Source organism: Hymenobacter wooponensis, from assembly GCF_004745865.1.
GTDB classification, from domain to species: domain Bacteria; phylum Bacteroidota; class Bacteroidia; order Cytophagales; family Hymenobacteraceae; genus Hymenobacter; species Hymenobacter wooponensis.
In genome coordinates this window covers 778,606-791,420 of the sequence record NZ_SRKZ01000001.1, presented here as the reverse complement: position 1 = coordinate 791,420, position 12,815 = coordinate 778,606, and the positions used below count along the sequence as shown (strand labels likewise).

The following is a 12,815-nucleotide window of genomic DNA, read 5'->3' as shown; positions in this document are numbered from 1 at the left end:
AGGCCTGTATCTTTACCGTCCTGCTATTACTCCTGACGTTCCTCCATGCGTATTCGCTCCTTTCGTGCGGCCTTTTGGGCATTGCTCCTCACTCAGGGCTCTCTATTCGTTGATAAAGCCGCTGCTCAGGCTCCTAAAACTTATTCGTCCTCGGAAATTTTGCTGGGCCTCAAGAAGCTCAATGTGCTGGGCTCGGTGCTGTACATGGCCGCCCACCCCGACGATGAGAATACCCGCCTGATTGCCTACATGGCCAACGGCCGCCTCCTAGAAACTGGCTACCTCAGCTGCACCCGCGGCGACGGTGGCCAGAATCTCATCGGCCCGGAGCTACGCGAACAGTTGGGCGTTATCCGCACGCAGGAACTGCTGGCGGCCCGCCGCACTGATGGGGGCCGCCAGTTCTTCACTCGTGCCAATGACTTCGGCTTCTCGAAAACTTCCGAGGAAACCTTCACCATCTGGGACAAGGAGCAAGTGCTGGCCGATATGGTGTGGGTGATCCGGCAGCGTCGGCCCGATGTGCTCATTACCCGCTTTCCGCCCGACGCCCGCGCCGGCCACGGCCACCACCAGGCCAGTGCCATCTTGGCCGCTGAGGCCTTTGATGCCGCCGGAGACCCCAAGCGCTTCCCTGAGCAGCTGAAATACGTGCAGCCCTGGCAGCCCAAGCGCCTGCTCTGGAACACCGGCAGCTTCTTCGTGAAGCCCGGCGAAAACATGGACGGGTATCTGAAGCTAGATGCTGGCGTTTATAACCCGCTGCTAGGCCAGAGCTACGGCGAAATTGCCGCCCGCAGCCGCTCCCAACATAAAAGCCAGGGCTTCGGCTCATCGGCAACGCGGGGCGAGGCGCTAGAATACCTGCAATATGTGAAAGGCGACAAGCCCAAGGCAGACCCTTTCGAAGGCATTGACATGAGCTGGAACCGCGTGCTCAATGGGGCGGCCGTAGGCAAGCTGATAGACGAGGTTATCCGGAAGTACGACCCCAGCAACCCGAGCGCCAGCGTGGCCGGGTTGCTGAAGGTGCGGGAAGGAATTCTGAAGCTTGACTACCAAGCCAAAGCACTAGGAGGTACCGGAGGATTTTGGCTGACGCCGGAGTATCACTGGATCAAAACCAAGCAGGAACAGATTGAAGAGCTTATTCGGGCTAGTCTAGGCCTGTACATGGAGGCTACTTTGCCTGAGCCTACGATTGCCCCTGGTCAGGCCGTAGCAGCCCGCCTTGATGTGCTCAACCGCTCGGCAGTGCCCGTAACTGTGCGAGGAGCCGGAGCCCTCGGGTTCGGGCGTGATACTACGTTGAACACCACTTTAAGTAATGAGAAGACGCTTTCCTTGCGCCTGCCCCTCCGATTTGCAGCGCAGCTTTCAACGTCGCAGCCGTACTGGCTTCGAGAAGCAGGCACTGTTGGAATGTACCGGGTGCCCAGCGAGTTGCTGCTCGCGGCGGGAGGTGAGCTACGAACAGCGCAAGTTCCGGGCGTAGCTACTGTACCTGCCCAGCACTTGCCGGATGGTGGCGGAGGGAAACAAGTACAAGAACGTAATGCCATGTTGCTGGTCAACCAGCAAAACCTTATTGGCTTGCCTGAGAATCCAGCTTCTGCTTACATAGGCTTGCAGGTAAACGTGTTGGGTACTCCGTTGTTCTATAGTGTTCCCGTTCAATACAAAAGCACTGACCCAGTAGAAGGAGAGAAGTACCGCCCCTTGGCTGTAGTGCCCCCCGTAGCCGTGAACATCGGCGGCCGCGCTTACGTCTTCGCTGACGATTCACCTAAAACCATTCCGGTAACCTTACGCGCTGGGAAAGCCAGTGTGAAGGGAAGCGTGGCACTTACTCTGCCGACGGGCTGGAAAGCCGAGCCGGCCAGCTTCAACTTCGATATATCCAGCAAAGATGCCGAGCAGACCGTACAGTTCCGGGTGCAGCCCGGCGCGGGCGCAGCAGAAGGCAAAACCGAGCTACGGGCCGTAGCTACCGTGGAAGGTCAGCAGTACTCGCGCGGCTACCAGGCCATCGCGTACAACCACATCCCGACCCAGATTCTCTTTCCCGAAGCCGTGGCCCCGCTCGTAAAGCTGGACCTCAAGCGCAAGGGCCAGGAAATTGGCTACCTCATGGGCGCCGGCGACGAGGTGCCCGACGCCCTGCGCCAGATCGGCTACAATGTAACCCTGCTCAAGCCCGAGGACATCACCGACCAGAACCTGCGCCGCTTCGATGCCGTGGTGCTGGGCGTGCGGGCCTACAACACTCTCGACCGCCTCAAAACCCTGCAGCCCACGCTGCTGCGCTACGTGGAAAACGGCGGCAACATGGTGGTGCAATATGTGGTGAACCGCGGCACCGTGATGCCCCAGATTGGGCCGTACCCGCTCACGCTGTCTGCCGACCGGGTGACCGTTGAGAATGCCGCCGTTACCTTCCTCAACTCCAAGCAGCCGCTACTGAACTCGCCCAATAAAATTACCGCCAAGGATTTTGAAGGCTGGGTGCAGGAGCAGGGCCTCTACTACCCCTCCCAATGGGATGCCAAGTACCAAACCGTTCTTAGCTCCCACGACCCCAACGAATCGGCCAAGGAAAGCGCCATCCTTGTGGCTGATTACGGTAAGGGGCACTACATCTACACAGGCCTATCCCTGTTCCGGGAGCTACCGGCCGGCGTACCCGGCGCTTACCGCCTGCTCACCAATATGGTGTCGTTGGGGAAATAGGTTGTTAATAGTAACTATACTGTCTCAGGCCCGCACGCCTTTCTAAAGGAAGTGAAAGATGACGTGCGGGTTTGAGACCAAGCAGTAACCTGTTTTCTATATCTATGCGCTATTACTTACGGCTGCTACTGTTTGCTACGTTACTCCTAGTGCCGCTCATATTGCTCTGTATTTCATTGCTAGATAAGCCGGTGGCGTTGTTAATGCACAACAAGCAGCCAGTAAGAGGTGTCTTTGAAGGCGTGATGAAGGGCACAGATTATTTGTGGTTCGCGTCGCACGTTTCCGGCCCGCTAGGCCTGCCGTGGGTTTGGCTGCTGTTGCCCCTGCTGTTTCTGGGGTCGTGGTTGTTACGCTGGCAGCACGCTACCATCTGGCTGGTGATGTTGCTGACCTGGGTAGGAAGTGAGGCCTTGGGCAATATCTTGAAGATGTATTTCAACCGGCCGCGGCCCGAGGTGCTGTGGCTGCACACCGCCCCCGACGCTGCGTTCTGGCAGCCGTTAGGGCAGTACGACGCCTTTCCGTCGGGGCATACCGCCACCGTAGCGGGTATGCTGTTGCCGCTGGCTCTACGGTTCCCGAAGCTGCGGCCCTGGCTGCTTGGCGTGATTGGGATGGTGGGGGTAGGGCGAGTGGTTCTGGAACTGCACTGGCTCAGCGACGTGGTGGCGGCTGTTTATTTGGCAGTAGTGCTTACTTGCCTCGTTGAAATTGGGACGTGGTGGCTGCAGCCAAGCTTACGACGCGAGTTGGTTTCTGCAGCCCCTGATGCAACTTAGCGGCGTATTTGTTGCCTCTTGCGTACCCCAACCCGCCCATTTGTGCCTGACCACCCCACCCAGTCTCCCGAAAGTGTAAGCTCAACCGCTGAGCCGGCGCCACCGTTGCTGCCCTCGTGGCGGGCGTGGTACTGGCTGGTGTTGGGAGCCTTGGCCGCCGAAGTAGCGTTCTTCACCTACCTCACCCGGCTGTTTGCATGAGTCTGCTGGATTGGCTGGTGCTGGGCAGCACACTGGCGTTTATTGTGGGCTACGGCACCTGGCGCACCCGCGGCCAGCAAACCATGGACAGCTACCTGCTCGGCGACCGACAGGCCCGCTGGTGGGGCATTGGGTTGAGCATCATTGCCACCCAGGCCTCGGCCATCACCTTCCTGAGCACACCGGGGCAGGCCTACGACGACGGCATGCGCTTCATTCAGTTCTACTTTGGCCTGCCCGTGGCCATGGTGCTGATTGCCGTTTTCGCGGTGCCCATCTACCACCGCCTGCGCGTATTCACCGCTTACGAGTACCTAGAAGGCCGCTTTGATAGGCGCACCCGCACGCTGGCGGCGGCCTTATTTCTGGTGCAGCGGGGGCTCAGCAACGGTTTGTCACTGTATGCGCCGGCGCTGGTGCTGTCGGCCATTCTGGGTTGGAACGTGCACATTACGGTGTGGCTGATTGGCGGGCTAATGATTAGCTACACAGTAGCGGGCGGGACGCGCGCCGTAGCCGTTACGCAGCAGTGGCAAGTGGCCGTCATCTTCACGGGTATGGTGGTGGCGGGCTACTTACTAGTGCATTATCTGCCCGCCGATATTGGCTTCACCGATGCCCTGCAAGTGGCAGGCCACCGGGGCAAGCTAAACTTAGTAGACTTTCACTTCGACTTCAAGGAGCGCTACAGCTTTTGGTCGGGCATGACAGGCGGCCTGTTCCTCGCCCTGTCGTACTTCGGCACCGACCAGAGCCAGGTGCAGCGCTACCTAACCGGGCGCAGCATCACGGAAAGCCGCTTAGGCCTGTTAATGAATGGCCTCGTGAAGGTGCCCATGCAATTCGGGATTTTGCTGATTGGCGTGCTGCTGTTCGTATTTTATCAATTCAACGCTCCGCCGCTGACTTTCAACCGCCCCGTGCGCGAGCAGGTGGCTCGGCAAGCCCAGCGCGGCGACACGCTCCGATTGCTGGAGCAACAGCATGCTACGCTGTTTGAAGCGCGCCGCGAAGCTACCCAAGGCTTGGTAGAAGCGTTGCGGGCCGGCGATGAAGAACGAGTAGCCGCTTCCCAAACCCGTCTGCAAACCACCGATGCCGCCAGCAGTGGCCTACGCGTAGAAACCCAGAAACTGCTCAAACGCGCCGTCCCTACCGCCGAGGCCAAAGACACCGACTACGTGTTCCTCACGTTTGTACTGAAGTATATGCCCCACGGCTTCGTAGGCCTGCTGATTGCGGTGGTATTATCGGCGGCCATGAGCAGCGCGGCGGGCGGCCTCAATGCTCTGGCCTCTACTACTATCATCGACTTGTATCAGCCCGTTAAGCCCGGCCTGACGGAACGCCACTACGTGCGAGCCTCCCGCTGGGCCGCCGTGGGGTGGGGCGTGCTAGGTATTGGTTTCGCCACGTTTGCGGCGCAGCTGGAGAATCTCATTCAGGCCGTGAACATCCTGGGCTCCCTGTTCTACGGTACGATGCTAGGGATATTTGTGGTAGCCTTCTTCCTGAAGCGTGTAGATGGCCGCGCCGTTTTCTGGTCGGCCATCGTTGCGCAGATTGCCGTGTTGCTACTTTACTGGCGCACCGAAATTGGCTACCTGTGGTTCAATATCATCGGGTGTGTGCTCGTCATGCTGGGCAGCGTTTTGATGCCAGCAAAGCGAGAGAAAGCTGCTTAAAAAAACGCTGAACCCTGCACGCAAAAGCACGTCATCCTGACGAAGGAAGGATCTTTGCACGCTGGGACAACTGACCAGAGCCTGTTCGTGCTAACGTAATAAGATCATTCCTTCGTCAGGATGACGTGCTTTTGTAGGCTTAGTGGCCTAGGCCAGTTTGCTTACAGCTTGCCGGCTTTCTTAGCGTCGGCGATGATGCCGTCGTTCAGCTTTACGTAGTCGGTGTTTTTAGCTTCGGCGGCAAGTTTCTTCGACTGCTCGGCGGCCGTTACGGTGCCTTTGTAATCCTTCATTTTCATGCGGATTTTGGCCTCCGTGTGCACGTTCCAGAACTTGGGGTCTTTCTCGTTAGCCTTCTGAATCCAGGTCAGAGCCTGCTTCAGGTCCTTGTTGTTGTCGTAGTAGTACACGGCCGCAGCAGCCATGTCGTTGGCACTAGCGCTGCTGTTTTTGATGACTTTCTCGTCGATCTGGGCCATTACTTTGGAATCCACATCAGACATCACCTTGAACTTAGCACCGGTCTTATCCCACAGGATTTCCACGTTGGCGGTAGCAGGCGTAATGTCGGAGAACTCAATGGTGAAGGTTTCCACCTTGTTAGCCAGAGCGTAAGGCTTCACCGTGAAGCGGGCTACGTCGTCGGCATCTTTAAAGCCCTTCACATCGGCACCCTGCTTGGTGCTTTTGTTGAGCACCACAACCCAGGAGGTCTTGCCGGGAATGGTATAGAGACCGTACTCGCCGGCCGGTACTTTTTTGCCTTCCACCGTCACGTCATCCGAGAATTTGATGCTGGTGGTATTGTTGGCACCCGTGCGCCAGCGCTGACCAAAAGGCACAATGGCTTTGGTGGTAGAGTCGCCGAAAACCGGGCGGCCTTTCACACCGGGGCGCGAGTAGGTGATGGTAACGTCGGTGAGTCCTACGCGCTGCTGCACGGTGCTTTTAGGGCTGGCGGCGGGAGTAGAAATCTGGGCTTGCGCGGCGCTAGCCAGCAGTAGGCCGCTTACCAGCAGCGTAGAGCCCAGCACGCGCGATGACTTCAGGTTACTCGTGATGATCATAGAAGCAAGACTAAGAAAAAGAGAATGGGATGTGGGGGTAAAACTAGGGAAAAGCAAGCAAAAGGCGTCTTCCTTATTCTTTTTCACCCGCTTGGCTAGGTTTATTTTGCTAATAAAGTTGGCAGGTGTAGGGTATTTTAGCCCACTGGATACTTTGGTTTCACACGCGGCGCAACGAGACCTGGTGCTGCGCCAACAACTGCTCCACTGCCGAAAGAGTGGCCGGAGCTTGTAACCGCCGCAAATCAAGATAATAGCAGGCGGCCTGGTTGGGGTAGAGCAGCAGCCAATCAGGCTGCACCAATACGGCCCGGTTGATAGTGGCCAATTTCCCCGAGAACTGTCCTAGGCCACTTCGTCCTTTGATTTCCTCGGCAGTCAGGGTGAAGTCGATGGGTTCTTTTAGTACCGTGTTCTTTTGGTAGCCTCGCCGCAGCATCCAACGCACAAACCACGTGCGCAGAAGCGCATACAACAGGCCTACAACCAAAAGCGAAGGCGCTGACCAAGACGTGAGCTGCCACCCATCCTGCTGCAATTGGGCTAGCAAGCTGATGCTGAGCAATACGAGGGCTGCTATCAGAATCCAGTTGTTGCGGCGGGTGGCGGGCTGTTGACGCCACAGCCGGAAATTCACGGCCACATACTCATCGGCCGACATAGTTACTTGGGAGAACACGAGGGACTGCATGCCCGCAAGGTCGCTCATTCAGCGGGAATGGAGCGTTGGGACAACATATCTTGATAAATCAAACTCGCTCTACTTTTAGGTTGTACCTGTTGATATTTAGAGATTGAAGTAAGTGAAGCAGTCCCCGCACATCAGCGGCAGAAGTTTGAGCGTCAATCCGTAGGTCTACATATCCTTTACGCTGATACTGCTGTTGCGCCACGTTTTGGAAAGCCTCGACATAGTCTAGTAGTTCATTGTTGGTAGCAGAAGTTGGAATGCCGCGCTGTAGAACCGCCCAGCGCTGCTTGGCTGTCATATCCAAGTAATTGGGTAATTGAGCTATTGGTAGGCCTACATAGGACAGATGCGCCGCTTCCCATAGTTGTCGGCTTGTGATGCAAATGCCATGGCGAGCCGCTACGCGCTCCAGCATGAAAGCTTGCAGTACCTCTTCGGTCGAAACGTAAAGCTGGCGTTGTGCATCGAAAGAGATAGTTAGGATTGGCCCTTCTCTCATAGTGCACACGGATGTACTACTAGCTGAAGGTAGGCGCAATGTCGGCGCTGTGTAATAAGAAAAGGGCGCCGCCGACACCAGTAGTCCACATAACAGAAACAGCAAGCTGCCCCAATGACCCAAAATCAATTTGGGTGCGTCCGGCAAGCTGCGGTAACGGATAATACGAAGCTGACACATAGCATGATCTAGTTTATTCTTCCACTATAAGGTATATCCGATTGAAGCCATGCTGTTGAAACAGCCGGATCATAGACTGTATCTGAGGGGCTGCAATGCTCTTATCAGCTCGCAGAGCTAGATAAGCAGATCTGCCGAACTGCTGCCGGGTAATCTGCAAGCCAGCAGCTATATATTCTCCTAAATCCTCAACATTTGATAGGCCGGGAACAACGCTGCGCCGCTCTCGCTCAGTTGTTGAAAGCCATTGGGGTAGTTCCTCTATTCGGTGGCCCAAGTAAGGTGTTTTGTCTAGTTCACTTAGTTGAGTAGTAGTAAAATAGATACCGTGCTGCTCAGCAACTTGCCGAATCAAAGATGATTGTATCTCTTCGTCTGCTTGGAGAAAAATATGATTATTGGCATCAAGTGAAATGGTAATAGGATGTTCTAGACCTCTATAGCAAAAGGATGAGGAAATTGTCGGCAGCCGAACGTATGGATCAGCAAACGGAGAATTTAATCTGCCAGCCAGCATATAGCAGAGCACTAACAGCAATACGCAAAAGAAGTAACAGGTCATACCCCGCGGCGTACCAACAACGTGATGACGGCGGTGAGAGAAGATGGCCATAGCTGTTGAATGCGTTAACTATCAATATAACACTTATGTATACGAAAAAGGGCGAAGCACATTGCCTCGCCCTTCCTTTAAAATTCGTGTGACTCGATGAATCCGTCTAAATCCGTGCTCTAGCTTAGTTCAAACTGCAGCTTCAGCAGGTTAGCGTATATGCCGTTTTCGTTGTGGGCCAACTCATCGTGGGAGCCCTGCTCTACAATGCGGCCTCCATCGATGACCAGGATCTTATCAACTTTACGGATGGTGCTGAGGCGGTGGGCGATGATGATGCTCGTGCGGTCCTGCATGAGCTCATCCATGGCGCTCTGCACCAGCTTTTCGCTCTCCGAGTCGAGGGCGGAAGTGGCTTCGTCGAGGATGAGAATGGCGGGATTTTTCAGGATGGCGCGGGCAATGGCAATGCGCTGGCGCTGGCCACCCGAGAGCTTTACACCCCGCTCACCTACCAGCGTGTCGAGGCCTTCGGGGAAGGTAGAGATGAACTGCCAGGCGTTGGCCTTGCGCGCAGCGGCCGTGATTTCGGCGTCGGTAGCGTCGATTTTACCGTAGGCAATGTTCTCCCTGATAGAGCCCCCGAACAGCAGCGTTTCCTGAGGCACAATGCCAATGTGGCGGCGCAGCTCCGTGAGGTCGAACTGGCGCACGTCGCGACCATCAATGAGGATCTTGCCGCCGCTTAGCTCATAGAACTGCATCAGCAGCTGCACAATGGTGCTTTTGCCGGCGCCAGAGGGGCCTACCAGCGCAATTTTCTCCCCGGCCTGAATACCAAAGTTGATATCCTGAAGCACGGGCAAATCGGGGCGGGTGGGGTAGCTGAAGGCCACGTGGCGGTAGTCGATGTCGCCGCGCACTTTGAGTGGAGTAGTGCCAGGCTGGTGGGTAGGCTCGGTAGGCTCATCAAGAATTTCCAAGATACGCTCCGATGCGCCAAGTGTGCTCTGCACCTTTCCATACAGTTCGCCTAGGCCTGCCACTGATGCCCCAATGAACATAGTGTAGAGGGCAAACTGCGTAAGGTCGCCGATGGTCATCTGGCCGGCCTGTACTAGAGTGGCAGCCCGCCACAATACCAGCACAATACCTCCAAACAGGCCAATGATAACGAACGACACGAAGCCACCGCGGTAGAGGTTGCTGCGTAAGGCCGCCCGCACCGTTTTAGTGAGCGAGGAAGTATACCGCACCGTTTCAAACTGCTCGTTGGTAAAGGCCTTCACTGTGTTGATGCCCTGCAGGGTTTCTTCTACAATGACGTTGGTTTTGGCTAGCTCATCCTGCGTGAGTTTGGCCAGCACTCGAATTTTTTTTCCGAATACCATGGCCAACACCACAATAGGCGGGAAAGTGAGCAGCATGAACATCGAGAGCTTCACCGATACCACCATGATGAACACAATACCCGCCACCAGCGTCATCACTTGCCGAAACAGCTCCGCCAGTGTGAGGGAAAAGGAATCTTGAATGATGCCTACATCGGATGTAATGCGCGAAGTAATGGCACCCACCCGGTTTTTCTCGAAGTATGGAATGGGCAGCGACACAAACTGGCGGTACAACGCCTGCCGGATGTCGCGCACTGTAAATTCGCTTACCTGGGTAAACAGCCAGATGCGCCCGAAGGAAAAGATGCCCTGCAGCAGAATCAACAGCGCAAAGCCCAGTGCAATCTGATTGATGGTGACGGCGGTACCATTGGGCAGCACTACAGGGTGGCCGCTAGCGGTATCAGCGAGCTTTCCAATTAGCCAGGGAAAGGCCATAGTGCTTGCGCTAGAGAGCGTCAGGAGCACCGTGCCAATACTGAACTTGGTGCGGTAGGGAAGCGTGAAACGAAAAATGCGCAGTCCCTGCCGAAAGCTTTCCTTAGTTAATTTCTTCTTGGGTACATCCGGGTCAAGGGTTGTACCACTGGTATTCATTCCACTTCGGGCCATTCTCTTAGAGAAGTCAGAAGTGAGAGGTAGGAAGGGTCGTTCGGGCGACGATGAACGGTTCCTCTTTCCTACCTCTCACTTCTCATGTCTTATAATTCAATTATTCAAATTTCGGTTTGCCCTGCTCCACCTTCAGATTCTCCGAGTTGCCGAAGGGGATGGGCAGCCGTACTTGGGTAGCAATGGGCTGCCCTTTGCGGGTAGCCGGTTTCCAGGCGGGCATCTGGCCTAGCACGCGCAACGCCTCCGTGTCGCACTCCGGGGAGAGGGGTTGGAGGACGGTGGGGTTGGTCAGGTGTCCGTCGGCTTCCACCGTGAAAGTCATCACCACGTTGCCGCTAACCTGCTTGACGCTGGCCGCCTCGGGATACTTTAAGTTCTGCTGAAAAAACGTGTTCAATCCTTGTGCTCCGCCCGGAAACTGCGGGGGCGCATCGGGGCGGTTTGCCGCGGGCTTGGCCTGGGCCTGCATCCGGCCAGCCTTCAACTCGATAGGTTGCTTGGTGGTAGCTGGAGAAGCAGCAGGAGTAGGCTGCTGGGTTTGCGCCTGCGCCGCGGCGCCCGAAGCTACGAGCAACAAGATGAAGAAAAGATGTTTCATAGGGCAGTAGTTGGAGGCGTTGGTGCAACGTGAGACTTTCACCTGTCATTCCGACGCAGGAGGAATCTGGAGAAATAAGCTCAACGGCTTTAACCCGGGTTGCTCCTGCGTCGGAATGAAAAGCCAAGTAGCTCGGCACATTCTAGATGCAAAGGTACGTCTCCCTAAACAACCCCTATGCAACAGGGTTCAATTCTGGTACGCGGGCGCGAGAAATTGCTAGCAGGCCCACAAACGTAAGCAAGCCGTTCAGAATCAGAATCTCAAAGCCGAACTCATAGCCCCACCAAGCCTTGGAGTTGGCATTGATAAACCACGTTACCAGTGGAGCCGCCACGCACACGTAGGGCACGAGGCGGTCGTGGAGGCCGCGGCTGGTGAAAAGGCCAAACGAGTAGAGGCCTAGCAGCGGCCCGTAGGTGTAGCCAGCGGCTTTGAACACGGCCGTAATGACACTCTGGTCGTTGATGGCCCGGAAAATCAGGATAATGACGATGAGCACCAGCGAGAAGCCAAAGTGGGTGAGCTGGCGCACGCGGGTCTGCTTTTTCTCCTCATACTGCTTAATATCGAGCATATCGACGCAAAACGAGGTGGTGAGGGCCGTAAGAGCTGAGTCGGCGGAGGCGTAGGTAACGGCAATAATACCCAGTATGAACACGATGCCTGCGAACAGCGAGAAGTGGTTAGTAGCCAGCAGCGGAAACACGTTGTCGCCGATTACTTTGCCGGTGGCGGGGTTAGTGGGCAGCGTAATACCCTTGGCAGCGGCAAACTGATATAGCAGCACGCCCAGCGAGAGGAAGAATACATTGACCACCACAATGGCAATGGTAAACCAGAACATGTTCTTCTGGGCATCCTGGAGATTACGGCAGCTCAGGTTCTTCTGCATCAAATCCTGGTCTAGGCCAGTCATCACGATGGTGATAAAGGCACCCGAGGCAAACTGCTTCCAAAAGAACTTGTCGTCTTTAGGGTCGGAGAAGTAGATCTGCGACATGGCACTTTCCTTCACCGTTTTCACGAGCCCGGCAAAGCCCAGGTTCAGCTCATCGGCCATCAGGTAAATGCTCACGGCCACGCACACCAGCATAGCCATGGTCTGGAAAGTGTCGGTCCAGAGGATGGTTTTAAGGCCGCCCCGGAACGTGTAGAGGTAAATCAGCAGGATGCTGATGCTCACGGTGACGGCAAACGGCACGTTCAGGCTGTCGAATACAGCTAGCTGCAGCACACCCGCAACCAGAAACAGCCGGAAGGCCGCGCCCACGGCCCGAGAAATCAGGAAGAAGAAAGCACCCGTTTTATAGCTCCAGAACCCAAAGCGCTGCTCCAGATAGGTATAGATAGACACCAGCCGCAGCCGGTAATACATGGGCATGAGCACCGTGCCAATAACCAGGTAGCCCACAATGTAGCCCAGTACCACCGCCATATAGCTCCACGACTGCGTGGCTACCATACCCGGAATAGAAATGAACGTGACCCCCGAGAGTGAAGTCCCAATCATGGCAAACGCCACCATGTACCACGGCGCGTTGCGGTTCGCAATGAAAAACGATTCGCTGGTGGCCTTGCGCGACGTGAGCAGCGCAATGATAACCAGCACCACGAAGTAGCCCGCAATCAGGCTCAGAATAAGGGTAGGAGACATGGGTGAGTTGCCAGTAATGAGTTGCCGGTTGCCAGTTGGGTTAGGACCAGTAAGCCGGGCGGCAGTCAGGAATAGTAAACACCAAAGCTACCAACTAGCCGTCAACAACCGACACTTGAGTACCGGAAACCGAATCCATAACCGGTGACTCATAACTGGCAAC

At 55.8% G+C, this 12,815-nt stretch carries 11 protein-coding genes; 4 read left to right on the top strand and 7 right to left on the bottom strand.

The window, feature by feature from the left end:
* The first annotated feature begins 45 nt into the window (after positions 1-45).
* The 4 genes from EU557_RS03225 to EU557_RS03210 all read left to right on the top strand — a co-directional run bounded on the left by EU557_RS03225 (position 46) and on the right by EU557_RS03210 (position 5,398).
* The gene (locus EU557_RS03225) at positions 46-2,730 is read left to right on the top strand and encodes a PIG-L family deacetylase (protein ID WP_135528964.1); all 2,685 of its coding nucleotides are present in this window, start codon (positions 46-48) and stop codon (positions 2,728-2,730) included.
* A gap of 104 nt (positions 2,731-2,834) precedes the next feature.
* The gene (locus tag EU557_RS03220; protein ID WP_135528963.1) at positions 2,835-3,512 is read left to right on the top strand and encodes a phosphatase PAP2 family protein; all 678 of its coding nucleotides are present in this window, start codon (positions 2,835-2,837) and stop codon (positions 3,510-3,512) included.
* A gap of 18 nt (positions 3,513-3,530) precedes the next feature.
* Positions 3,531-3,713 (top strand): hypothetical protein, encoded by a 183-nt coding sequence (locus tag EU557_RS03215; RefSeq protein WP_135528962.1) that lies wholly within the window; start codon positions 3,531-3,533, stop codon positions 3,711-3,713.
* A complete protein-coding gene (locus EU557_RS03210; RefSeq protein ID WP_135528961.1) occupies positions 3,710-5,398 on the top strand; it encodes a sodium:solute symporter family protein in 1,689 nt (562 codons plus the stop codon). The genes EU557_RS03215 and EU557_RS03210 overlap by 4 nt, the downstream gene beginning before the upstream one ends.
* 161 nt (positions 5,399-5,559) lie before the next feature.
* Here EU557_RS03210 and EU557_RS03205 read toward each other — a convergent pair whose 3' ends face one another.
* The 7 genes from EU557_RS03205 to EU557_RS03175 form a co-directional block, all read right to left on the bottom strand.
* Positions 5,560-6,465 carry a DUF2911 domain-containing protein gene (locus EU557_RS03205; protein WP_135528960.1) on the bottom strand — a complete coding sequence of 302 codons (906 nt, stop codon included), beginning with the start codon at positions 6,463-6,465 and terminating at the stop codon, positions 5,560-5,562.
* A 160-nt stretch (positions 6,466-6,625) separates the two neighbouring features.
* Positions 6,626-7,174, bottom strand: a complete 549-nt coding sequence (locus tag EU557_RS03200; protein ID WP_135528959.1) for a hypothetical protein — start codon at positions 7,172-7,174, stop codon at positions 6,626-6,628.
* Between the two features lie 40 nt (positions 7,175-7,214).
* Positions 7,215-7,655 (bottom strand): hypothetical protein, encoded by a 441-nt coding sequence (locus tag EU557_RS03195; RefSeq protein ID WP_245326150.1) that lies wholly within the window; start codon positions 7,653-7,655, stop codon positions 7,215-7,217.
* 193 nt (positions 7,656-7,848) lie between these two features.
* Entirely contained in the window at positions 7,849-8,448 is a 600-nt protein-coding gene (locus EU557_RS03190; protein WP_135528957.1) for a hypothetical protein, read from the bottom strand.
* Positions 8,449-8,567: 119 nt separating this feature from the next.
* Positions 8,568-10,394 (bottom strand): ABC transporter ATP-binding protein, encoded by a 1,827-nt coding sequence (locus tag EU557_RS03185; protein ID WP_210115971.1) that lies wholly within the window; start codon positions 10,392-10,394, stop codon positions 8,568-8,570.
* 100 nt (positions 10,395-10,494) lie between these two features.
* Positions 10,495-10,995 (bottom strand): energy transducer TonB, encoded by a 501-nt coding sequence (locus EU557_RS03180; RefSeq protein ID WP_135528956.1) that lies wholly within the window; start codon positions 10,993-10,995, stop codon positions 10,495-10,497.
* Between the two features lie 175 nt (positions 10,996-11,170).
* Positions 11,171-12,652 carry a sodium:solute symporter gene (locus EU557_RS03175; protein WP_135528955.1) on the bottom strand — a complete coding sequence of 494 codons (1,482 nt, stop codon included), beginning with the start codon at positions 12,650-12,652 and terminating at the stop codon, positions 11,171-11,173.
* Positions 12,653-12,815: the final 163 nt, after the last annotated feature.